Origin of the sequence: Pseudoalteromonas sp. Scap25, from assembly GCF_013394125.1 — a bacterium.
In the GTDB taxonomy this organism is placed as follows: Bacteria; Pseudomonadota; Gammaproteobacteria; order Enterobacterales; family Alteromonadaceae; genus Pseudoalteromonas.
Map to the genome: position 1 here is coordinate 3,126,069 of NZ_CP041327.1, position 22,178 is coordinate 3,148,246.

A 22,178-nucleotide genomic window follows, 5' to 3' on the forward strand; every position below is an offset into this window, starting at 1 on the left:
CACTCAAAAAACATACTAGATGTCTCTTAAGGGCGGGCAATTGTATCAGCATTGAGAGGGGAGTGGTAGGTTATTTTTTAATTAATTTAATGCGGACGCTAAATTAGAAACTGGTTTTTTATGCTATTTATCTAAATTACAGGTGGTTATAAAACAAACAAGGCATCTCAGCGATGCCTTGTTTTATATCAGTAATTAAAATTAGCCAAACAAACCTTTTAATTTGTCTTTAATTTTGTCTTTAGCTTTTTCTTTTGCTTCATCTTTAACCGCACTGCCTATATCTAATTTTATGCCAACATCATGAAATGGGCCTTTTATCCTCAGGGGAATTTTAAAGCCAGTGCTATCATCGGTAGTACCTTGACCTTCAATAGAATCAACTAAACCTGTTACTAGGCGGTAATTAACCAGAGTTTGCGGTAAATCAACATCTCCTTCACCTGAAATACGTATTAAAGGGCTGATCAACGATAAATCAGTATTTTTGCCTACGCCATTGGTAAAGTTAAAACTACCAGAAAGTGCAGAGAAATCTGTTTTCTCAGATTCCTCAAATCCTGTATCTAATCCCTCAGACACGGCATTAAAGTTGCCTTTAACTAGCTCTTTACCCTTACGCACCATTTCTGCTACGTTTGCTCCCTTAACTGCACCATCAGCGAACTTGAACCCTAGTTTACCATTAAGCGCGTTAATAAACGTTTTTTGGCTTTGCCCTGCTGTGGTTAGATTCCAGTTTAAAGAGCCCTTGCCCATTAGCTTATCAAACCCTGCAGCATCGCTAAGTAATGGCTGTGCGTCTATTTTATCTAAATCGAAGTTGGTTGCTATTTTATACGGGGTATTTTGGGCATTGATAGTCACCCCCCCTTTACCTGTTCCTTCATAAGCGGCAAAGCTATCTAAGCTTAATTTAGCAATGCTATTTTTAAGTGCTACAGTAAACTGGTTAGCGCCGAGTTTAATGTCGTTAGCTTTTAAACCGCTTGAACGGACAATCACATTTGCATCTAATGCATTTAAGCCACTTAAATCAATTTTAGTATCATCCCACACTATTGGCTCTGCAGGCTTAGAGTCGTCTTTTGCTGGGACTTCTTTTTTAGCTACGGTTTCAGGTAAGTAAGGATTTAAATCAAGCATGCCTAAGTCAATATCAGCATTAACCGCTAAACGACTGCCTAGATTCACCTTACTTTTACCTTTAATCTCGAGTGCATCGAGCGTTGCAACTAATTCAGTTAGGTTAAACTCTTCACCGAGCAGGTGCATTTGGGCATTGATACTAAAGGCATTAAACGCATTGTCTTTAGCGTTTAAGTCAACCCCTTGCCAGTTAGCAATATTTTTAACTGAATCACCGTTAAGTGCTAATAATCCATTAATATCTTGGCCTTGTTTGGCTATGCTGCCATCAAACGTTAAATCTACTAAACGTGAGTTAAGTTTTTGCTTTACATTAAATGTGGCGCCTTCAATCGCTTTTGCTGGAGTATCAAGTTTTACATCAAGTTCAAATCGCTCTTGCATATAAGTAATAGCACCGGTTACTTCGAGCTGTTTGCGCAGTGAAGGCAGTAATATAGCCAGTTCTAAATCGCTAATTTGTTGTTTAGCACCCGTTTGACCATCTAAATAAGTAAATGACCCGCCATAAATAGCGACTTCACCTAATTGAATATCAAAGTTTTCAGGTAGTTTGACTGCCTCACCCGATTGAGTTTGTTGCTCTGGTTGCTTGGCCACTGCATCAAATAACTGCCAGTTTGCTTTGCCGCTTTTATCGGTTTCTAGCAAAATATCAGGCTCATTAATTACAAACTTTTCTAGCTTTAGTTCGCCACCGAGTAATGAAAGCCACGGAATATGAACTGCAAGCTGCTGCATACTCGCCATATCAGCGCGAGAGCCGCTCGGCATATTGGCAAAATGCACATCATTAAGCTCCAGCTTTAATGCAGGAAATACACTGAGGGTTTTATCTCCCTTTATGGTTAATGTGCGCCCGGTTGTTTTTTCAACCTGCTCAGACACTTTATTAAAAATGGTATCAGTTGGAATTAAAAAAGGTGCAGCAACAATTAGTGCTATGCATACCAATAATATAACACCAATAACTTTAAATAAGGTCTTCATGATCATCCTTTCAAACGTGCAAATAATGCTCTTATCATAGCGAGAGTTAGCGCGAAAAGCATTGTTAAACAAATAAAAATCTATTAACCATAGCTATCCTCTTTCTAAATTAGGTTTTAAAGACTCACTTTAATAAACTTAAAGATTCACGCTTCTGATTACATTCCTTTAATTGTTCGGTATGATGCGCGCCCCTGTTGTATTTAGCCTAAATAAGCTAAAATAAAGCGACTAAAAAGTATATCTAACCGGAGAGTCTACAAGGCATGAAGAAACTGCTAATTTCACCGTCAAAAATGGCATTAGGCGAGCAAGAAAGTCAAATTTACCAAAACATTCTGAAGCAATCTTCAGAGCTAAGCCTAAACCTGATGGCTGTGAAAGTGGAAAACCATCCAGAAGACTTTTTAGGTTGGTGTTACGAGCTATTAAGCGCAAGCCGCGACCGCATTAATTATGACTTACTCGAAACCCCACAATTACCATTATTAAAAAAGCTGCATGACCAACTTATTTCAGCCATTAGCTTTTTACAATTAAAAACATTACGGGTAGCGCCTTGGCCAGTAGTGAGTATGTTTGTAGAGCAACATAAAGAACTGGTGGCACTTGATGAGCAGTTACGTTTAACTACTTATATTGCAGGCCTACGTGAAAAATCGTTAAAAGATATGATCCCTGAAGACTTACTCGCTTTTAGCGGTAAGCATATGGCATCACTCGATCCGAGTACTTATAACTTTGATGTAGAATGGTTTGCCTCTACCAAAAGCGCCAAAGGTTTTCACCAGATGCTGGCTGACCTGCCAGGTGCCTTCGACGATGCGCTTAGCAACATTCCACTTGAGGGTGATGTAGCCCAAACTGATTATCAGCAATTTGTAGTTGCTTACTTGAGTGCATTTAATGGTTGTGATGAAAAACCAACACTGGCACCTGCCACCCGCTTATTAGCAATGCGCCGCCCTGATGTATTTACACCAATAAGCAATAGCCGCTTAGATGCACTTTGCTCAGCTTTAGGTATCACCAAATTAAATAACCGCGACTTTGAGCGTTATTGGCAAGATGTAGTACAAAGTATTCACGCTATGTCATGGTTTAAAATGGCCAACGCTGGTAATGAACTAGAAACCCAATTAGTAGATATTAAAGCGCTTATACCTTGCTTTTTTTACTATGCAGATACTAACACTGCTGATAACTCTAACTACATTAAGCTACTTAATAAACCTACACGTAGCACTTCTAGCAGCAGTAAAGCGCCACGCCGAGGTAAAGAATCTGCTGAGATTTTAGTGGACCGCGCTCTTGCTGCTGATGATATCCCAGAACATATTCGTGCTAAACGTGACTCCATTATTAGCGAAGTACAGAAAGGTCGTGGCGTAAACGAAACAATTACCCTAATGCGTACCATATTTGGTTAATTAATCAACAAGCAAACCCAAATGGCCTAGCAGCGCTTTGATGGTGCAGCTAGGCTACTTTTTGCACCAGCAAAGTGAACCTTTAAAATAATCACTTTTGTATACCTACCTCATATTATTTTCAATACATTGTTTTAAATAATAAAAATAATTTATAAACAAATAAGTTTAATTTGGCACACACAGTGCAAATACCCCATTAGTAACATAATAAAATGCCGCCAAACAAAAGGTTGTAGTCATTCATAATAAAAAGCCTTGGCGTGCAAAATCATACAATGGGAAATAAGACATGCTAAAACTACAAAAAACAATATTGATCAGTGCATTGGCATTAACAGGAATGACATCAACTACTGCATGTGCTGAAGTAACAGCAAATGCAGCAGCCACTTCTAACTACTTATGGCGCGGACAAGAGCAAACTGGGGGCGATGCAGCTGTATCTGGCGGTATTGATTACGCTAATGAATCTGGCTTTTATGCGGGTACTTGGGCGTCAAATGCGTCTTGGGCCGATGAAATGACCTACGAGCTAGACTTATACGCAGGTTTTGGCGGCGCAATTAATGAAAGCGTGAGTTATGACGTAGGTTATATTTATTACGCATACCCAGATGCGGCATCAGGTGCCGATGCAGATTTTTCTGAAGTTTACGGTAGCATTAGTGTGCAAGGTTTTACATTTGGCGCAGCCGTACTTGCAACTTCTGCTGCCAATGGTGACGGTACTGATTTTGGTGATTCATTGTATCTAAATGCCGATTACAGCTTCGCTGTTGGTAGCGATGGCACAGAAATGGCGCTACACATAGGGCATTACTCAGGCGATTTCATCGGTGATGACAATATTATTGATTATGGTGTATCTGTGTCTAAAGATGGTTTTACTTTTGGTCTATCAGATAACGACATGGACGGCTCTGATGTAAAAGCCTATGTAGCCTACGCTGTAGACTTTAACCTATAAAAAATGTGTTACTTGCTGCAACACTAAGGGCCGCAAGGCCCTTTCTCGTTTCATTGAGATCTTACTGCTACTCAAATTTGTTTTTGCTAAAATTTTTTTACTGCCAGTTTATTTTTATGATTGAATAAGCTTAATAACACTTGCTTAGAAATGAGCCTATCGGTATAAAAACCAAACACTCTAAAAATAAGAAGCGAACAGCCATGCAAGATCACAAAAGCCAACCATTAACCGATTTTATAGAATACCCGCCAGAGGAAATGCTCGAGCGAGCGAATGAGTTTTTACAAACTAGCCAACGCCGCCATAGTATTCGCAGCTTTAGTAACCGCCAGGTGCCAAAAGAAATAATCGAAACCTGTATAAAAGCGGCAGGTACAGCACCTAGTGGCGCAAACCACCAGCCTTGGCATTTTGTGGCCATTAATAGCGCAGATGTTAAAAAGCAAATTCGTGAAGCAGCCGAGAAATTAGAACGCTCATTTTATGAAGGTCGCGCAGGCGAAGAATGGCTTGATGCATTAAAACCATTAGGTACCGATGCTAATAAACCCTATTTAGAGCACGCACCATGGTTGATTGCAGTGTTTAGTCAAAAAAAGGGGGGTGTAAATACGGACGATAAAAACACTAATTACTATGTACATGAATCGGTAGGGCTGGCCACTGGTTTTTTAATTCAAGCACTACACCGAGCAGGCCTTGCAACCCTGACCCACACGCCAAAACCAATGAGCTTTTTAACCGATATTTGTGGCCGTGATAAAGACAACGAGCGTCCTTATATGCTATTAATTGCAGGCTACCCCGATGAGCATGCAACGGTGCCTCTGCATGCACTTGATAAAAAATCGCTGGATGAAATAGCCACATTTATTTAACCCGAACTCTGGTTATTGAGTTATTGGTTAATAATCCACTGCTATTTTATCGCCAGCTTTAAGGCCCGTAATAACATGTTGCTGATTATCAAACTGCTCACCTAAGCGTACAAAGCGACGCTCAATTTTGTCAGCGCTAATGACATACATCATACTGAGCTGTCCAAAATCATGTATCCAACGAGGATCTACCAGTACACCTTGGGTGCTTTTAAACGGTAAATGCAATTGTGCATATAACCCAGGGATCATCCCAGGCTGTGGTTCAATTTCTAGTCGTATAAGTAAGCTACGTGCAGCGTTATCAACAACAGGTATAATTTCACTGATATTGGCAGCTGTTGTCATATCGAGCGAAGGCAAACTCACGTTTAAACGATCGCCTAATTTAAGCTTTACTGCTTGTTGCTCTCGTACATTAAAAGCAAGTTGAAGTTGTTTTGGATTATAAAGCGTTAACAACGGTATACCAGGTGTGGCTGTATCGCCTGGTTCGGCTAAACGCTCAACAACTACACCCGAGATTGGGGCTTTAATTTGCGTGTAATTAAGTGATACCTGTGCCTGGGTTTGCTGCTGTTTTGCTCCAGCTAAGTTGGCAGTTAAGTTATCAAATTTTGCTTTAGCATCATCAAATTCACTCACTGGTACTAACCCTTTTGCCTGTAAGTCAGTTACTCTAATAAGTTGCTTTTTAGCTTGGTTTAATGAGGCTTGCACCGCATTAATATTTGCCTCACTTTGTGCCAGCATCGCTTTAAAGTCATCTTGCTTTAGGGTGATCAATAAGTCACCTTGACTAACCTTATCACCGGCGCGCACTTTAAATTGCCTTACTTGTGCCATTACATTTGACGAAATTTGGGTGTTTTGTTTCGCAATTACACTCCCTGGTACATACTCTGTTCGCGAAATAGTTTGCAGCTCAACAGTGACCACCTCACCTTGATATTGAGTAACTGGAATCTCTTTTAACCCTGCAGATTGTTTATCACTAAAGCTACCGGCCATGTATAGCACAGCTACAATAACCACAACCAATGCACTGATTGCGCCTAAAACTTTTGATTTACCCTGCATGTGCTTCTTCCTCTGGGTTTGTAAACACTAAATAATAAACAAGCGGTACAACAAATAACGAAAACACGGTAGACGCCACGATGCCAAAAATAATTGCTATGGCTAATCCGCTAAATACTGGGTCAAGTGTGATCACTAAGTTACCTAATAAAGTAGTTCCGGCGGTTAACAATACTGGGCGCATTCGTACTGACCCTGCAGCAATAAGTGCCTCTTTTATTGCCATCCCCTGAGCGCGTGCTTGGTTAATAAATTCAACTAAAATAAGTGAGTTACGAACGACAATACCTGCTAAGGCAATCATGCCTATCATCGCAGTCGCGGTAAATAATACCGGCTCAGGAGCCCCCGCTATGGTGCGTTCACCAAATTGATTGAGTAACCAAAACCCAGGCATAATACCAATCACAGTTAATGGAATAGCCGACATGATAATCAGCGATAAACTCGCCGACTGTGTTTGTACCCGTAAAATAATAAATATAGCACTGAGCGCAAAGGCAAAAGCAATGCCCATATCCCTGAACACATCAATAGTGATACGCCACTCACCTTCACCACTAAAGTTAACATCAGTTCCTTGCGGTAATTGCCATGGCGCGGTTCCACCATTATTAAAAAAGTGCCGTGTTAACCACGCCTTTTTTTCAAATCCTTCATTGCGTGCGTTCAAATCGGCATTTACATCCGCAATAACCTCTGCAGGCGTGCGTCCATTTAGTTCGGCCATCACATAAATAACGTCACGCTGATCTTTACGCATTAGTGTGTCGGCCACGTTTAATGGTTTAAACTCTCCCAGCTCTGAAAGCGACACTAAAGGTCTGGGGGCACTTGTTATACCTAACTCATTACTGGTTTTAGCTAAGTCCCTATCCCCTCTTACTTGCAGTGTAAGTAATTGTGAAAGCTGATTACGCTCGCTATAAGGCAATTGTAATTGTATTGGAACTGGCTGAGTTTCACCGCTTACGTACAACACTCCAACCTGTTGCCCCTGCGAAGCAATACTGAGTGTTTGTGCAATATTTTGGGTAGCAATAGCACTGAGCGCAGCCTTGGTTTTATCCGTAATAAAGCGCTGTAATGGGGCTGGGGCAACTAAAGATGTGTCAACCTCAACAACATGAGGCTCTTGGCGTAAACGTGCTGCAACATGTTGAGCAGCCTGCCTATGGGTATGCTTATCAACAAAGGGATCACGATACACTTCAGCGACTAAAGTGCTCAACACCGGTGGCCCAGGTGGTACCTCAACCACTTTAATAACAATGCCATTTTTTGCTAAAGGAGCAAGTTGTTCGCGTAACCGCATAACCACCCCATGCGATTGATGATCTCGTGCTGATTTATCCACCAGCAATACTCTGAGCTCTGCTAAGTTAGCAGCTTCACGGCGATAATAACCACGCACCATGCCATTAAAATCCATGCTGGAGGGCTGCCCAATATATGCGGCTATTTCACTTACTTCATTTAACTGCCACGTGAGGGTTTGAATTTGCTTAGTAAAAGCAGCTGTGCTCTCTAGATTAGTACCCTCTGGCATATCTATAAGTACTTGCAGCTCATTTTTGTTATCAAAGGGCAGGAGTTTTAATGGTACCAAGCGCATCACGGGTAACATGGCACTGATAATAAACAATCCTAATGTTATCCATAGCACCCATTTAGCTCGCACTTTTGAGGCAAGTAATGGACTGAGTAATCGTTGGTATAAACCCGCTTTAGGCTCAAGCTCAGGTTGTTCTAGGGTGTTTGGTTTAAGCAATTTCATTGCCAACCATGGGGTGACAAAAAAGGCTACCAAAGTAGATACCATGACACTAATGGGCACGTTGAACGCCATAGGTGCCATGTATGGCCCCATCATGCCGGTAATAAACGCCAGTGGAATAAACGCCACCATTATAGTGAGTGTCGACATAAGCAAGGCATTTCGAATTTCGCTCATTGCGCCAACAACATGCTGTTTTTTATCGCCTTTGTTATTTATAAAGCGACTAATATTATCAATACCCGTGATTGGGTCGTCTACCAGTAAGCCTAATGATAAAATAAGCGCAAATAAGGTCACCCGGTTAATGGTGTAACCAAATGCAAAATCTAATGAGAGTGTAATGCCATAACAAATAGGAACCGCCAGCCCAACCACTACGGCAGGGCGCCAACCTAAAAACACGCCAACAAATATCACCACAGTAAACACTGCAAACACTAAACTTGATGTGAGGTTATTTACTTTTTCATTCGCAGTTTGGCCATAATCTCTGAGTACTGTATAGCTAACTTCTGGTGGTAATAAGGTATTTGTAAGTTCATTCATCATGGTATGAACATCATTTGCAACAGCAACCGCATTAGTCCCTGTTTGCTTGGCTACGCTTAAAGTAACCATAGGCAACTGCTGCTGATCAGTAGATTGCGCTAACCATTGGTAATGCTCAGTTTCACCAGGGCCATCGCTTACTGTTGCAATGTCCATCAAGTAAACACTTTTACCATTAACCACATTAACAACTAATTGCTCTACCGCTGATTGTGTTCTTAGTACATCACCTGCCTGAATAGCAATTTGCTGCTGATTATCAACCACATTTCCCACTTGGGTGAGTTGGTTTGATACATTTAATGCGTAAAAAACATCGTTTACCGTGGTTTGATGGGCAGCCAGTGCGCTGGCATTTAAATTGATGGTAAGAGTACGTGTACGCCCCGAAATTACTTTAACTTCACTGGTATGCTCAATGCGTTGTAAACTATTAGCAATTTCGTTAGCAAAACGGGTTAGTTCATAATCACCATAGAGTTGCGGGTCTTTACTGTAGAGACCTAACATCACAATAGGCACGTCATCTACTTCTATTGGGCGAATTTGCCAACTTTTGATCACCGATGCCATTGTATGCTGATAACTATTTAGTTTTGCGTAGGTATCTAAAATAGCTTGTTCGCGGTTGTGCCCTACTTCAAAACGCAGCGTAACCACTGTACTGTTAGTTTGTGTGGTTGAGTAAATATGCTCAACTCCCACCAACTGGGCCAGTAACTTTTCGAGCGGTTGAGTTACTAACCTAGCGACTTCAGGCGCCTCAACGTTAGGTGCAGATACATAAATATCGAGCATGGGCACAGTAATTTGTGGCTCTTCTTCTCGAGGTGTCTGATTTAGTGCAAATACCCCAAGTAACAAAGACATCACAAAAATAATAATCGGAATGCGACCACTTAAACTACTTTTTACCGCATTGTCTATTAAGCTCATCGCACTTAGCCCTTACAAAATAACCCATACAAGGTACCAAGCAGAACGACTGCATTTTCATCAATGACACGATAATAAATTGTTTGGCTCTCGCGGCGCGTAGCTACAATATTTGCTTTACGCAGCGCTGCTAAATGCTGTGATAACGCAGACTGCGCTAATGGCACGGCTTCATTAAGCTGAGACACGCTCATCTCGGAGTCTTGCAAAGAACATAAAATCATTAAGCGATTTTTATTGGCTAAAATTTTTAATAGCTGCTCAGCTTGTTCTACATTGCCGGCCATGGCAGTAAAGTCAATATTCATACTATGCTCTTATTCTAAAATAGAGCCTGAGTATAAGACGTTAGGTTAGAAAAGTCTAACATTAGATTTTACTAATATAGATATATCTAATATAGTAGCTGTACTGAATTAAATAACTGGCCTACTATAATGAAACTAAACAATGCACTCAGACTAATCGCTGGCATAATGATTATTGTGTCGCTTTTATTGCAAACTTATCACGATCCTAAGTGGATTTACTTTACAGCTTTTATCGCAGTAAATTTAATTCAATCAGCTTTTACTAGCTGGTGCCCAATGATCACTTTATTACGCAAACTTGGCTTTAAGGAATAAACACCATGCTTACACCCATTCCCGATTTACTAAAAATAATTACTCCTAATCAGCGCCGTATTGATGCCGAACAAGCAAAGAAAGAACTTGAGCAAAATAAAGGCTTACTGATTGATGTGCGTGAACCCGCTGAACATGCCACCAAAGCAGCTACTGGCGCAATTAACATTCCACGCGGGTTACTTGAAATGAAACTTATGGAAATAGAAAAAGACGCAGCCCGTCCTATTTATTTACATTGCGCTAGTGGCGCGCGTGCAACATTAAGTGCTGAGGCACTGACTCGAGTAGGTTACAGAAATGTGACAGTTATCACCTGTGATGCAACGAAAGTGTTGAATACATTCTAATTTTTTTAACAAAAAAGTAACCTTAATGTGGTACGATTTGCTTTTTATACTTTATAGGTACAAAGCAATGACGCTTACACGAAGAACTTTTTTAAAAGCCTCGGCAGCAGGATTTGGGGTCGCAGTCTTATCGTTAGGGTTAACGGGTTGTCGGTTTGATGATGAAGATGATAATTTTATTGACGTTAGCTTTAACCATGGCGTCGCTAGTGGCGATCCACTAGCAGATAGCTTAATTTTATGGACTCGCGTTACACCAAAAGATCCAGCAACCAGCCGTATTAAAGTGCAATGGCAGGCTGCGACAGATGAAAATTTCACCTCTATTAGTCACGATGGTGAAGCCTATATAAGTGCAGCCACAGACTTTACTCTCAAAATTGACTTACAAGGCCTTGATCCCAACACAACGTATTACTACCGCTTTAAATCAAATGGTAAAACCTCTCCTATTGGCTCAGGTAAAACATTACCAACAGGCAATATTGATCAAGTAAAGCTGGCAGTTGTGTCGTGCGCTAATTACCCTGCTGGCTTTTTTCATGTTTATGGTGAAATAGCAAAGCAACCTGACTTAGATGCGGTACTCCATTTAGGCGATTACATATACGAATATGGAAATAATGGCTACGCTACTGAAGACGCAACTAGCTTAGGTCGCTTACTACCTGAAGATAACAGCAATGAAATTATTAGCTTAACTGACTATCGTAAACGCTATGCCCACTACCGCACCGATAGCAATTTACAAGCAGCTCACAGCAATTGCGCCTTTATAACAGTATGGGACGACCATGAGGTTACTAATGATACTTGGCGTGAAGGTGCAGAAAACCATAATGACGGTGAAGGTGAATTTAGCGCGCGTAAACTACATGCCCTACAAGCCTACTTTGAATGGATGCCTATACGTAATGTAGCCGATAAAGAACGTATTTATCGCCGTTTTGAATTTGGTAATTTAATGTCGCTATACATGCTAGATACCCGTGTGCTCGCTCGTGATGAACAACTCAACTATGCTGATTTTGATTTAACTAGCGCACAAGGGCAAAGCGATTTTGTTAGTGCTGTTAGTTCGCCCACACGCGCATTACTGGGTAGTGAACAACTAACCTGGCTCACCGATGGTATGACAACCTCAAACTCAAAATGGCAAGTACTTGGCCAACAAGTGTTAATGACCAAGATGCACCTGCCGTTTGAAGTACTACAGCTTTTAGTGAGCCTACAAGTAAGCCAAGCAAATGGTGCTGACACTGGCGCCCTGCTTGCTCAAGCATCAGCATTATTTGCTGAGCTGGCACAAATTAAAGGCCGTATTCTAGCTGGTGATCCAACAGTAACTGATGCAGAGCGTGCGCGTGTTGATACCACCGCACCTTACAATTTAGATGCCTGGGACGGCTACGCCTATGAGCGTGAGGTACTGCTTGGTACAGCTATTGCTGCACAAAAAAACTTAGTGGTGTTAGCCGGCGATACTCACAATGGTTGGGCTGGGCAATTAAAAACTGATGCGAGCAATCCAATAGCCGCATCACAAAATGCGGGAGTTGAGTTTGCCACCTCTTCAGTGTCTTCGCCAGGTCTTGAAAAATACTTAGCACTAAATACACAGGGCCCTGAAGTTACAGTTCAAATGGAGCAAGTTCTTGCTTTACTTGTAAACGACTTGGCTTATAGCAATTTGGCTGAGCGAGGTTATCTAACAGTTACCTTCACTCAAGAACAAGCAAGCGCTAAGTGGAATTATGTAAGCAGCATAAAAACAACCTCTTACGAAATGCAAACCGAGCGCAGCAAAGAATTACGTATGCTAGCAGGTCAGCCTGAAATACAAGGGTAAATTACTCTAAACACGAGAAAACCAATCTAAGGCTCATAACTTCCTTAGATTGGTTTAATAAAAATAACCTATTTTCAAAGAGAGCTGTTGGTTACTTTTTCTCATCCAATAAAGTAACTAACATTTGCTCGATATTTTTTACACTGTAGGTCAATGAGCGAATCAGTTCGACTTGGCTTGGTGGCTCGTCTTGTTTTGCTTGAACGGGTTGTTCTGCAGTGAGGTTATCTTTTTGCGTTAAAATGGCTTCACGAAATTCACTGGCATCAACTACCCCAAGTAACGATACCAACGCACCATGTCCCGACTGTCCTGCTGTTTCAAAACTTAAACGGTATAAGCCAAACATGCGCATTAGCGGCCCCTGACTCAACCCGACATCAGTGATTTTTTCTAGTGGAATCGATTTTTCTTCTTTAAATAAAATACCGCGTTTAACCACTAGCTTGCGCTCTAGTAAATCGGCCGACATAGCGGCTAATACTCTACTTGCGACTAGCCACACTAAAAGTAATACAACGGGTAAAAGTATAATAGTTACAACTGGAAAAAGGCTAAATATTGCAGCTAAGCACATCCAGTACTGTTTTACCTTGTTATCAAAAGTGGCACTTTTTAAAGTTATATTAGACATAGTTTTATTACTTTTAAATTATAGTATTTTTAAGTTACATTAATTATAAGTTGTACACAATTCAACCACCTTGATAGTTACAATCCAATAACCACTTTAATTGCCAGCGCAATAAATACCGCACCTAACAGCCTATCTAACCATATATTTTGTTTAGTAAAACCAAAGCGCTTTTTAGACACCTCAGTGAGTAAGGCTACCAATAAATACCAGCCGGTATCTATCACGAAAACCGTTAAGCACATAACAACGCCAATACTTAGAGTAAGATTCTCTGGGTCAATAAATTGTGAAAATAATGCCAGAAAGAAAATTGCTAGCTTAGGGTTTAAAAATGCAATGGCAAAGCCATCTTGTAACGCCTTAGAACTGCTCACGTCGCTTTGCTGAATATGTAGCTCGCTGTCGCTGGGTTTTGAAAATAGTATTTTCAAACCTAAATACGCTAAATAGGCTGCCCCTAAATACACTAAAAATTGGTACACAGTAGGAAATTGCAACATCAATGCACCTAATCCCAACAGTGAAGCTGCGGCATATAAGCCCACTCCAAAACCATGGCTTAATGCTGCCAGCATGCCATTTTTCATGCCACCGCTTAAGCTATGTTTTAATACCACAGCTAAACTGGGCCCAGGCGACATTGCCCCCATCATGCACACCAGTGCTAAGCTCAACCATAATGATAACGCCATTAGTAACCCTTATATTTCTTCATTTTCAATTAGTAATGCATAACCATGCACCTGCCCATAAAAGCCTGTCAATGGCACTGCGTTTATTACTTTCCAACCGTCTTGGCTTAATTCCTGTATGCGATCATTTAGTGCGACTATATCTACCCCACCCAAAAAACGGGACTTTCTGAATTCGATTACTTTTTGCATTACAAATACCTGCTTTATAGGCTGTATTCAAAATCGTAATGATGAATACCTTGCTCAATCCGTATTTTCATACTGCCAGTTAGTCCTGCTAGCTCATCAGTGCCTGAGTCGGGCACCACTTTTAAAATTAAGCTGTCTTGGCCTTTGTCCATCAGCCCAAAATGCTGCAGTACAAAACTGCCTTTCTTGCCCTCAAGCTCGCCTATCACTTGCTCTATTGCAACATAACCAGCGCTGCCTTGGGTGGGAGTCATGGCGCTAAGCATTTCGCCTTGGCTAGTTGCCGTTAAGCTACCAGTAAATTGTTTATCAATCGACATCCGACCTAAATTAACGCCTTCCTGCCCATGTGCATACCCTTCTATAGGCGCTAATGTCACGGTAAACTCGCCTGTTATCTGTTTAGTTGTCATAATTTTCCCTGTTGATGATTTTTAATACTATTGATTTTTAATCTATTGATGCCATATCTATACCTTAATCATCAATAAGAATCTACTATGCCTACAGACAAGCCTGCTTCAGATAAAGCCGCCTTTAGCGCTTTATTCCCTATATTCAATTTTATTAAGCCTTATAAATGGGTGGTTTTAGGGGCTCTAGTAGCATTACTTGCCACCGCAGGGGTTAATTTATCGCTAGGCCAAGGCGTTAAGTTTGTGATTGATCATGGCTTTATTGCCGGCTCGCAAGCGCAGTTACAACAAGCTGTTTTGGTATTAATTGGCTTGATCAGTTTATTGGCGGTGGGCACATTCAGCCGATTTTATTTAATGTCGTGGATTGGCGAGCGAGTCAGTAACGATATTAGAAAAGCTGTATTCAATCGTATTGTTACTTTGCATCCGAGTTATTTTGAAGAAAACCGCAGTGGCGAGCTGATGTCGCGACTCACTACCGACACTACCTTATTACAATCTATTATCGGCTCATCATTTTCTATGGCGCTGCGAAGCGCGCTAATGTTAGTCGGTGGTTTAATTATGCTACTTGTTACTAATTTAAAGCTTACCTTAGTCGTCGTGGCCTGCGTCCCTTTAGTACTGGTGCCTATGTTGGTTTTTGGTAAAAAGGTACGCAAACTTGCAAGTTCTAGCCAAGATGCGATTGCAGATATCAGCACCTATGCTGGTGAGATCATTCAAAACATAAAAGTTGTACAGAGTTATAGCCATGAACAGCAAGAGCAATTTGCTTTTGCTAATGAAACTGAAAAGGCCTTTAACGTTGCCAAAAGCCGCATTAAACAACGTTCGTTTTTAATTGCAGCAGTTATTTTTCTTACCTTTAGCGCTATTAGTGCCATGCTCTGGGTAGGCGGTAGTGATGTGCTCGCAGGCACTATGACGGGCGGTGAACTTGGCGCGTTTGTATTTTATGCCATTATGGTGGCCATGTCGGTTGCCACCGTCGCAGAGGTTTACGGTGAATTACAACGCGCCGCAGGAGCAGCAGCAAGGTTACTCGAGCTACTTGCGGTTGAAAGTAAAATACAAAATCCCGAAATTCCACAAGATAATCAGTTGCATACAACTACCAGTAACAGTGCAATTTCACTTGAAGGTATTAGTTTTAATTACCCTTCTCGCCCAGATGTAAGCGCATTAAATAATATCAGCTTAAATATTGAAACAGCTAAAACTGTGGCTATTGTTGGCCCTTCCGGTGCGGGTAAAACCACCTTGTTTGAACTGTTACAGCGTTTTTATGATCCTGCCAGCGGAACAATTAAATTTCATAATATAAATATTAAACAGTTGTCATTAAACACCTTACGCAACAAAATGGGTATGGTGGCACAAAACCCGATTTTATTTAGTTCTGATGTCATGCATAACATTCGCTATGGCAACCCAAGCGCCAGTGACGAGCAAGTTTATGCAGCCGCTAAACATGCCCATGCTGATGAATTTATAAAACAGTTACCACAAGGCTATAACAGCTTCTTAGGTGAGCAAGGTGTAAGGCTATCGGGTGGGCAAAAGCAACGTATTGTTCTTGCTCGCGCCATTTTAAAAGACCCAGAGATACTGCTACTTGATGAGGCTACCAGCGCGCTTGATGCGCAAAGCGAGCATCATGTTCAGGCTGCACTTGAGCACTTAATGCAAAATAGAACAACGCTGATTATTGCCCATAGACTGGCCACGGTAAAACATGCCGATATGATTGTAGTAATGGAAAATGGCGAAATAAAAGCCACAGGCACTCATCAGCAATTAATGGCAAATAACCCTTTGTATCAAAAACTATGTGAATTACAGTTTAATTTAGATTGATTGCATTTTAGTTGCTACTTCTTTTTAAGCCATTTATTCATTGCGGTATCGTAAGCCTCAGTTAGCTTAGTTTTATCGCACTTTACACCAGCTATGTAACTATCGGGCAAGTCATTTTTTGGCATAACCCCAGCACCAACGGATACTTTCCTAAAACAGCTATCACCTCGTTGATAAGTGGTAAATTGCATATTTTGCTGCTCTATTTTTAATAGTGGCTTTACCTTGCCTGGATGCTCTTTTGAAACTGTAATACGCTTTTTCTGAGGGTCACTCTTTGCAGTATCAGAATAGCCAGTTTGTTGCTGTAAAATACTGTTGAGTCCTTTGTTTAAATCGATCTTTTTATAAGGCTTTAAAATTACAGGCTGAGTATTTTTCGTGGTGGTATTTAGCGGCTTAGTCGTTTTCTCTGTTTTTTTATAATTAATACTTAGTGGTTTTGATTGGGTTGCATTAATAAGCTCAATAGATTTAATCTCTGTATTTTTATTTGTATGAGCGCGTTGTTGAGGGACTTGTTGTGTTGCTTTAATTTTAGCTGGCACACTTACCATATAAGCTTTAATTGCGGTGGTTTTATGTCAGGTGCTTTTAATGTGGCAACAAAAAGCAAAACTAATCCGTGTAAACATATTGATAAAATAATTGCCGTGCGCCACGCTGCCATAAATATGTCCTTATCGAAGAACTATTTGTGACAGCTAACGCAGGCAAAAGTGCCATTAAAATATACAAAACCACGCATTTGCGCGGTTTTAGCTATTAACCTTGTGTATTAGGCACTATTTGAATTTCGACGCGGCGGTTTTGCGCGCGACCATTCGCGGTATCGTTAGTGGCAATTGGGCGTGATTCACCAAAGCCGCTAGTGCTTACTCGTGCAGCCATAATTTGTTGGTTTACCAAGTAATTTTTTACACTTTGTGCTCGCTGCTCTGAAAGAGTCATGTTGTAACTATCTTTGCCCGTGCTGTCGGTGTGACCTTCGACACTTAAGTAGGTTTTTTCGTATTTATTCATTACACTTGCTATCGCATTTAGAGTGTCATGAAAGCCCGATGAAATATAAGATTGATCAGTCGCAAACGTAATATTAGATGGCATCACTAAGCGTAAGTTATCACCTTCACGTACCACTTCAACTCCCGAACCTGCTAGTTCATCACGAAAAGCAGCCTCTTGTTTATCCATGTAATCACCTACAGCTGCACCCGCTAGCGCACCAATAGCTGCACCAATAAAAATACGTTTATCTTTGTGGTTACCTGTAGCTTTACCTAAAATTCCCCCTGCTGCAGCACCAATAGCGGCGCCTTTACCCGTGTTATTCATTTCACAGCCAGAAAGTAATACGGCAACGACAGTGACACTTAAAAGTGATTTGGTTAACATCATGGTAATTTCCTATTCATTTAGAATTTATTATTGCAATTATGCAAACATTTTTATGAACCAAAAATGAAGAGTAACGTAAAACACGTATTATTACTTACTTCATACGGACTAATGATAGCGCTTCATAAAAATGTCATACTTATTTGTGACACTTTAATGATTTATCAAAAAGGCGATGGCCACTATGTTAATTGCGATTTTTAGGCAGTTTTTTTTTCTTGGCTGCATGAGTTTTGGCGGCCCTGCCGCCCATTTAGGTTACTTTAAACATCACTTTGTTGATTCGCTGCGCTGGTTAAGTATCAGTCGCTATTCACAGCTAATAAGCCTCAGTCAAGCTCTGCCTGGCCCTGGCTCTAGTCAGGTTAGCTTTGCAATTGGAGTAGAGCGTGCAGGTGTACTCGGTGGCATCACCGCATTTATTGGTTTTACCTTGCCTTCTTTTTTAATAATGACACTGCTTGCTATTAGTGCTCACCAATTTGACGCCGTTTATTTTGCTGTGATCACCGGATTGAAGCTCTTTGCTGTAGTGATTGTTGCCGATGCGACCCTTAGTATGGCCAAAAGCTTTTGCAGCAACCTAATCCTTAAGCTAATTGCAGTTATAAGCACCCTAGCTCTTGTTCTACTGCCGATGTTAGGTACACAAATTATTATTTTACTGATTGCGGCCGCAGTCGGCGCTATCTGGCCACTCTTAAAATTAAGTGATTTATCACAGCAAACTAGCAGTGATCAGGGGAAAGTTAACTGGGTTGCACTTAGTTTATTTGCGCTACTGCTTGGAGTTAGCTTTATTCCAATAGGGCAAGAATTTGCGTTATTTGCGCCTTTTTACCAAGCTGGTGCTATGGTATTTGGTGGCGGGCATGTTGTGTTGCCAGTACTTCAAGCGGGTGTGCCAACGTTAAGTGATGATCAATTTTTAACGGCTTACGCCAGTGCTCAGGCTATACCTGGGCCTATGTTTACAATAGCCACCTACTTAGGCGCGCAGCTAAATACCGAGCAGCCAATAATGGGCGCAATCATAGCTACATTATTGATATTTACCCCAGGGTTTTTACTGATGTTGGCATTTCAGAAAAGCTGGATTAATTTAGCCAGTAAGCCCCGCTTTGCCAGCTCAATTGCCGCGCTTAATGCCGCCGTAGTTGGTTTTTTAGCTGCAGCATTGTATTCGCCCATTTGGACTTCAGCTATTAATAGTGTGTGGCATATTGCATTAGTGATTGCTGCATTTACGTGGCTACGTATGAAAAAGCCACCTATTTGGTGGCTATTATTGCTCTTTATTGGTGTTGGCCTTGGACAGCATTATTGGGCACTTTAATACTAGGTTTGCCCGCCATATTCACCCCGTCAGCTGGGCTTAACTGCCCACTGACACTTTGATAAGCGCGCAGTCCAAACACCGGTAATACGGCCAGTAAATGATCCATAATTTCAGCTTGTAAATGCTCGTACGATATCCAACGTTTGTCTTCACTAAAGCAGTAAAACTCAATCGGTAGGCCATGGTTAAGCGGTTGAAGTTCACGCACCATAAGTGTGAGCGAGGTATTGATTTTACTGTGTTGCTTTAAGTAACCCTCTGCATAGCGACGAAATAGCCCTAAGTTCGACACCGGATCGGGAAGTGTGCCTAGTCGAATATATTCTTGCAGTGGTATTGCCGCTTCTATTTGCGCTTTAAAATCATCATCAACTAAAAAGATGCTGTTCATATCAATGTTTAAAGAACGTTTAATACGTCGCCCACCAGATTCTTGCATACCGCGCCAATTTTTAAATGAACCGGCCACCAGCATATAAGTGGGTATAGTCGTTATGGTGTTGTCCCAGTTTCGCACTTTTACAGTATTAAGTCCTAAATCAATTACTTCGCCATCGGCGCCGTAGTTATCTACTTGGATCCAGTCCCCATAGGTCACTAAACGATTAGCGGCAATTTGAATGCTGGCGACAAAACCTAATATGGTGTCTTTAAATACTAATAAAGTAACAGCGGCGATCGCACCAAAACCAGAAAGAATATAAGTCGGCGATTTTTCAAGCACAATACTAACAATTAATATTGAACACACAATAAAGGTGATCAGCTTCACTACTTGAATTAGCCCTTGAATAGGCACTTCGCGGGCAAAATCTAATTGGTTATAAATAGCGCCAGCAATACTCACTATACTGCTAATAATAAAACCTATATAAATAATTAATAATGCTTGGCCAATGGTTTTAAGGATCTCTTGGGCAATTGCATTAACGGGGTAAACACTGTCAAATGTGGCTAAAAAAAGTACACAACATAACAAGCAGGCAATTCGTTTATTGAGCTTGGTCAACATCGGTGACAATGAACCAATACGCTCAGGCGAGAGTTTAGTCACCACCTTTTGAATACCCGGTAACATTAAGCGACGCGTAAATAAGTAAACAAATAATAAAGAAAGGATGCCAATGGATGAGGCCGTGATCGCACTGAGAAAAAAAGCATCGGGGACTTTTTCAAACCAAGGAGTAATTAGCTCCTGTAGGTGTGTTTTGGTCATGGTATTTCAATTTCCTTACTGGGAGTTAATTCAGTACTAGCTTGCTGAATATGAATAGCGCTTAATTGCTTATCTTTTTTTGTCCATAAATTATTTAAATATTGCTGAAACTCGGCTCTAAATGCGTGATCTGTTTGGTAACTGCCAATCATCTGTGTATTTATTGGCATCACCTCAATTGTAATATTAATAGACTCTAGTTCGCCTTTTAAAATATTACGACACACATGATCTGACTTACCGCTATACACTAAACTAGTGTTAAGCATAGCGTCAAATTGCTCGTTTAAAACTTCTAAGGCAAAAGCAGTTCCACCAGCCTTAGGCTTTAATAAATGCTGAAAAGGGCTTTGTTGATGCTTATGCTTTTGCGCAGTAAAACGTGTACCTTCTACAAAATTAACTATGGTTGTAGGATGATGACGAAAGTTACGGCAACTGCGCTTAGTGCGCTCGACATCTAAGCCTTTTAAATTGGGGTTTTTTGCCAATTGCGCTTTGCTCACCCGTTTCATAAAGGGCATACCCATTGCCCACGCACCAGTGCCTATAAATGGCACATACTTAAGCTCATCTTTTAAAAAAAACTTAGGAGCTGGTAATGCATTTAATGAGCTTAATACCGCAATATCAAGCCAGCTAATATGATTACTGATTAGCAAATACCAACTATTGGCATTCACCTCCCCACTAATATTAACTTTAATATCATTACAGCCTAGCCATAGCCCTAAGCGGTTACCTTTACACCACCCCTTGTACGCACCGTGTAATAATTTACTTACTACGGGTATGGGCAAAACCAATTTAACTAACCCTAGGATAAGTACTAATGCGCCAAATATTATTAAATTAGCGAATAAAACACAGCCAACAATTAAGCCATTTAACCAATTAGGTAACCATTTTTTTAGCATAACTGTTAGCTCATTTTTTATTTTTGTTTTAAATTAACGAGCGTCTGGTTTTTTTCTTCCCACACGCGATTTAATTCCGTTTGAAAACGTACTCTAAAGTCAGGATCATTAGTGTAATCACCAATTAAGTCGTCACTAACACCTTTTACTTCAACATGTACATCAATGTGTTTTACTTTACCGGCTGCAAAATCCATAAAGGTAGGAATGCCCTTAGGGTAATGAATAGTGACATTTACCACCTTAGAAATTTGCTCACCCATAGCTTGCATTACAAACGCCACACCACCCGCTTTTGGTTTAAGTAAATGAGGAAACGGGCTATTTTGGCGCGCATGCTTTTGCGCTGTAAAACGCGTACCTTCAACAAAGTTAACCACACTAACCGGCATTTCTTTAAATTTTTCACACGCTTTACGAGTCGTTTCTAAATCTTTACCACGCAATTTAGGATTCTTTTTTAATTGGCTTTTACTGGTGCGGGTCATAAAAGGAAAGTCGAGCGCCCACCAACATAAACCTAAAACAGGTACGTAAATAAGCTCTTTTTTCAAAAAGAAGTTTAAAAAAGGTATTTTGCGGTTAAACACTCGCTGTAATACTAAAATATCCACCCAGCTTTGGTGGTTCGCGATAACTAGGTACCAATCTTTCAATTTTAGCTCTTCTAGACCGGTTACATTTAGCTTTGTTGGCGTTAATAACGTTTGATTTAGCGTGTTAAACGTCACCCAAATAGAGGCACATTGCTTGGCCGTCCAGCTCATTAATTTTTGAAGTCCCTTAATTGGGATTAGCTTAACGATGCCACAAATAAAAATAGGTACAAACCAAAAAAGAGTGTTTATTGTGTAAAAGAAAATACTAAATACACTGCGAATAACTGACATTACTTCTATTCCTTTAAACATCGCGCAG

General features: G+C 40.8%; 21 protein-coding genes. 8 read left to right on the forward strand and 13 right to left on the reverse strand.

The features are described 5' to 3' along the window. Positions 1 to 201: 201 nt before the first annotated feature. A complete protein-coding gene (locus FLM54_RS14460; RefSeq protein WP_178956713.1) occupies positions 202 to 2,139 on the reverse strand; it encodes an AsmA family protein in 1,938 nt (645 codons plus the stop codon). A 266-nt stretch (positions 2,140 to 2,405) separates the two neighbouring features. Here FLM54_RS14460 and FLM54_RS14465 point away from each other — a divergent pair, with 266 nt between their 5' ends. From FLM54_RS14465 to FLM54_RS14475, 3 genes are all read left to right on the forward strand, one after another. Continuing rightward, positions 2,406 to 3,569 carry a hypothetical protein gene (locus FLM54_RS14465; protein ID WP_178956714.1) on the forward strand — a complete coding sequence of 388 codons (1,164 nt, stop codon included), beginning with the start codon at positions 2,406 to 2,408 and terminating at the stop codon, positions 3,567 to 3,569. Between the two features lie 292 nt (positions 3,570 to 3,861). Further along, complete coding sequence (locus FLM54_RS14470; protein WP_178956715.1) at positions 3,862 to 4,539, forward strand: TorF family putative porin; 678 nt, start codon at positions 3,862 to 3,864, stop codon at positions 4,537 to 4,539. Positions 4,540 to 4,742: 203 nt separating this feature from the next. Then, a complete protein-coding gene (locus FLM54_RS14475) occupies positions 4,743 to 5,420 on the forward strand; it encodes a nitroreductase family protein (protein WP_138608294.1) in 678 nt (225 codons plus the stop codon). A gap of 27 nt (positions 5,421 to 5,447) precedes the next feature. Here the strand turns inward: FLM54_RS14475 and FLM54_RS14480 are convergent, their stop codons facing one another. The 3 genes from FLM54_RS14480 to FLM54_RS14490 are packed head-to-tail and all read right to left on the reverse strand — an operon-like array spanning position 5,448 to position 10,073. Next, on the reverse strand, positions 5,448 to 6,500 hold the full coding sequence (locus FLM54_RS14480; protein WP_178956716.1) for an efflux RND transporter periplasmic adaptor subunit: 1,053 nt from the start codon (positions 6,498 to 6,500) through the stop codon (positions 5,448 to 5,450). Beyond that, complete coding sequence (locus FLM54_RS14485) at positions 6,490 to 9,765, reverse strand: efflux RND transporter permease subunit (RefSeq protein WP_178956717.1); 3,276 nt, start codon at positions 9,763 to 9,765, stop codon at positions 6,490 to 6,492. The genes FLM54_RS14480 and FLM54_RS14485 overlap by 11 nt, the downstream gene beginning before the upstream one ends. Positions 9,766 to 9,770: 5 nt before the next feature. Then, positions 9,771 to 10,073 carry an ArsR/SmtB family transcription factor gene (locus FLM54_RS14490; protein WP_010392476.1) on the reverse strand — a complete coding sequence of 101 codons (303 nt, stop codon included), beginning with the start codon at positions 10,071 to 10,073 and terminating at the stop codon, positions 9,771 to 9,773. Positions 10,074 to 10,202: 129 nt separating this feature from the next. Between FLM54_RS14490 and FLM54_RS14495 the strand changes: the two genes are divergently transcribed. From FLM54_RS14495 to FLM54_RS14505, 3 genes are all read left to right on the forward strand, one after another. Continuing rightward, complete coding sequence (locus FLM54_RS14495; protein ID WP_010392474.1) at positions 10,203 to 10,391, forward strand: DUF2892 domain-containing protein; 189 nt, start codon at positions 10,203 to 10,205, stop codon at positions 10,389 to 10,391. A gap of 5 nt (positions 10,392 to 10,396) precedes the next feature. Next, positions 10,397 to 10,741 (forward strand): rhodanese-like domain-containing protein, encoded by a 345-nt coding sequence (locus FLM54_RS14500; RefSeq protein WP_138608299.1) that lies wholly within the window; start codon positions 10,397 to 10,399, stop codon positions 10,739 to 10,741. 67 nt (positions 10,742 to 10,808) lie between these two features. Further along, positions 10,809 to 12,590, forward strand: coding sequence for an alkaline phosphatase (locus tag FLM54_RS14505; protein ID WP_178956718.1), 1,782 nt, complete (start codon positions 10,809 to 10,811; stop codon positions 12,588 to 12,590). A 91-nt stretch (positions 12,591 to 12,681) separates the two neighbouring features. Here FLM54_RS14505 and FLM54_RS14510 read toward each other — a convergent pair whose 3' ends face one another. The 4 genes from FLM54_RS14510 to FLM54_RS14525 all read right to left on the reverse strand — a co-directional run bounded on the left by FLM54_RS14510 (position 12,682) and on the right by FLM54_RS14525 (position 14,524). Then, a complete protein-coding gene (locus tag FLM54_RS14510) occupies positions 12,682 to 13,224 on the reverse strand; it encodes a PH domain-containing protein (protein ID WP_178956719.1) in 543 nt (180 codons plus the stop codon). A 77-nt stretch (positions 13,225 to 13,301) separates the two neighbouring features. Beyond that, a complete protein-coding gene (locus FLM54_RS14515; protein ID WP_178956720.1) occupies positions 13,302 to 13,919 on the reverse strand; it encodes a LysE family translocator in 618 nt (205 codons plus the stop codon). A gap of 9 nt (positions 13,920 to 13,928) precedes the next feature. Continuing rightward, on the reverse strand, positions 13,929 to 14,111 hold the full coding sequence (locus tag FLM54_RS14520) for a hypothetical protein (protein WP_178956721.1): 183 nt from the start codon (positions 14,109 to 14,111) through the stop codon (positions 13,929 to 13,931). Positions 14,112 to 14,125: 14 nt separating this feature from the next. Next, on the reverse strand, positions 14,126 to 14,524 hold the full coding sequence (locus tag FLM54_RS14525) for a DUF3224 domain-containing protein (protein WP_178956722.1): 399 nt from the start codon (positions 14,522 to 14,524) through the stop codon (positions 14,126 to 14,128). A gap of 87 nt (positions 14,525 to 14,611) precedes the next feature. On the opposite strand from FLM54_RS14525, the gene FLM54_RS14530 reads away from it, so the two are divergent. Beyond that, positions 14,612 to 16,390, forward strand: coding sequence for an ABC transporter transmembrane domain-containing protein (locus FLM54_RS14530; protein ID WP_178956723.1), 1,779 nt, complete (start codon positions 14,612 to 14,614; stop codon positions 16,388 to 16,390). 14 nt (positions 16,391 to 16,404) lie between these two features. Here the strand turns inward: FLM54_RS14530 and FLM54_RS14535 are convergent, their stop codons facing one another. Both FLM54_RS14535 and FLM54_RS14540 read right to left on the reverse strand, forming a co-directional pair. After that, positions 16,405 to 16,938: a hypothetical protein gene (locus FLM54_RS14535; protein WP_256729580.1), complete on the reverse strand. Its 534-nt coding sequence runs from the start codon at positions 16,936 to 16,938 to the stop codon at positions 16,405 to 16,407. A 217-nt stretch (positions 16,939 to 17,155) separates the two neighbouring features. Next, a complete protein-coding gene (locus tag FLM54_RS14540) occupies positions 17,156 to 17,788 on the reverse strand; it encodes an OmpA family protein (RefSeq protein WP_010392457.1) in 633 nt (210 codons plus the stop codon). Positions 17,789 to 17,972: 184 nt separating this feature from the next. Here FLM54_RS14540 and chrA point away from each other — a divergent pair, with 184 nt between their 5' ends. Continuing rightward, positions 17,973 to 19,124: a chromate efflux transporter gene (gene chrA / locus FLM54_RS14545; protein WP_178956724.1), complete on the forward strand. Its 1,152-nt coding sequence runs from the start codon at positions 17,973 to 17,975 to the stop codon at positions 19,122 to 19,124. Here chrA and FLM54_RS14550 read toward each other — a convergent pair. From FLM54_RS14550 to FLM54_RS14560, 3 genes are read right to left on the reverse strand one after another with little or no spacing between them, the layout of a single operon-like run. Then, complete coding sequence (locus tag FLM54_RS14550; protein ID WP_178956725.1) at positions 19,084 to 20,343, reverse strand: mechanosensitive ion channel family protein; 1,260 nt, start codon at positions 20,341 to 20,343, stop codon at positions 19,084 to 19,086. The genes chrA and FLM54_RS14550 overlap by 41 nt on opposite strands. Beyond that, complete coding sequence (locus FLM54_RS14555) at positions 20,340 to 21,260, reverse strand: acetyltransferase (protein ID WP_178956726.1); 921 nt, start codon at positions 21,258 to 21,260, stop codon at positions 20,340 to 20,342. The genes FLM54_RS14550 and FLM54_RS14555 overlap by 4 nt, the downstream gene beginning before the upstream one ends. Positions 21,261 to 21,277: 17 nt before the next feature. After that, positions 21,278 to 22,150 (reverse strand): acyltransferase, encoded by an 873-nt coding sequence (locus tag FLM54_RS14560; RefSeq protein WP_178956727.1) that lies wholly within the window; start codon positions 22,148 to 22,150, stop codon positions 21,278 to 21,280. Positions 22,151 to 22,178: the final 28 nt, after the last annotated feature.

What these genes read in the sequence shown, in the direction of transcription:
- FLM54_RS14495 (WP_010392474.1), top strand. Translation starts at nt 10,203, where the DNA reads ATGAAACTAAACAATGCACTCAGACTAATCGCTGGCATAATGATTATT.
- FLM54_RS14480 (WP_178956716.1), bottom strand. Translation starts at nt 6,500, where the DNA reads ATGCAGGGTAAATCAAAAGTTTTAGGCGCAATCAGTGCATTGGTTGTG.
- FLM54_RS14485 (WP_178956717.1), bottom strand. Translation starts at nt 9,765, where the DNA reads ATGAGCTTAATAGACAATGCGGTAAAAAGTAGTTTAAGTGGTCGCATT.
- FLM54_RS14465 (WP_178956714.1), top strand. Translation starts at nt 2,406, where the DNA reads ATGAAGAAACTGCTAATTTCACCGTCAAAAATGGCATTAGGCGAGCAA.
- FLM54_RS14515 (WP_178956720.1), bottom strand. Translation starts at nt 13,919, where the DNA reads ATGGCGTTATCATTATGGTTGAGCTTAGCACTGGTGTGCATGATGGGG.
- FLM54_RS14530 (WP_178956723.1), top strand. Translation starts at nt 14,612, where the DNA reads ATGCCTACAGACAAGCCTGCTTCAGATAAAGCCGCCTTTAGCGCTTTA.
- FLM54_RS14560 (WP_178956727.1), bottom strand. Translation starts at nt 22,150, where the DNA reads ATGTCAGTTATTCGCAGTGTATTTAGTATTTTCTTTTACACAATAAAC.
- FLM54_RS14500 (WP_138608299.1), top strand. Translation starts at nt 10,397, where the DNA reads ATGCTTACACCCATTCCCGATTTACTAAAAATAATTACTCCTAATCAG.
- FLM54_RS14540 (WP_010392457.1), bottom strand. Translation starts at nt 17,788, where the DNA reads ATGATGTTAACCAAATCACTTTTAAGTGTCACTGTCGTTGCCGTATTA.
- FLM54_RS14490 (WP_010392476.1), bottom strand. Translation starts at nt 10,073, where the DNA reads ATGAATATTGACTTTACTGCCATGGCCGGCAATGTAGAACAAGCTGAG.
- FLM54_RS14510 (WP_178956719.1), bottom strand. Translation starts at nt 13,224, where the DNA reads ATGTCTAATATAACTTTAAAAAGTGCCACTTTTGATAACAAGGTAAAA.
- FLM54_RS14555 (WP_178956726.1), bottom strand. Translation starts at nt 21,260, where the DNA reads ATGCTAAAAAAATGGTTACCTAATTGGTTAAATGGCTTAATTGTTGGC.
- FLM54_RS14505 (WP_178956718.1), top strand. Translation starts at nt 10,809, where the DNA reads ATGACGCTTACACGAAGAACTTTTTTAAAAGCCTCGGCAGCAGGATTT.
- FLM54_RS14525 (WP_178956722.1), bottom strand. Translation starts at nt 14,524, where the DNA reads ATGACAACTAAACAGATAACAGGCGAGTTTACCGTGACATTAGCGCCT.
- FLM54_RS14475 (WP_138608294.1), top strand. Translation starts at nt 4,743, where the DNA reads ATGCAAGATCACAAAAGCCAACCATTAACCGATTTTATAGAATACCCG.
- FLM54_RS14520 (WP_178956721.1), bottom strand. Translation starts at nt 14,111, where the DNA reads ATGCAAAAAGTAATCGAATTCAGAAAGTCCCGTTTTTTGGGTGGGGTA.
- chrA (WP_178956724.1), top strand. Translation starts at nt 17,973, where the DNA reads ATGTTAATTGCGATTTTTAGGCAGTTTTTTTTTCTTGGCTGCATGAGT.
- FLM54_RS14550 (WP_178956725.1), bottom strand. Translation starts at nt 20,343, where the DNA reads ATGACCAAAACACACCTACAGGAGCTAATTACTCCTTGGTTTGAAAAA.
- FLM54_RS14460 (WP_178956713.1), bottom strand. Translation starts at nt 2,139, where the DNA reads ATGAAGACCTTATTTAAAGTTATTGGTGTTATATTATTGGTATGCATA.
- FLM54_RS14470 (WP_178956715.1), top strand. Translation starts at nt 3,862, where the DNA reads ATGCTAAAACTACAAAAAACAATATTGATCAGTGCATTGGCATTAACA.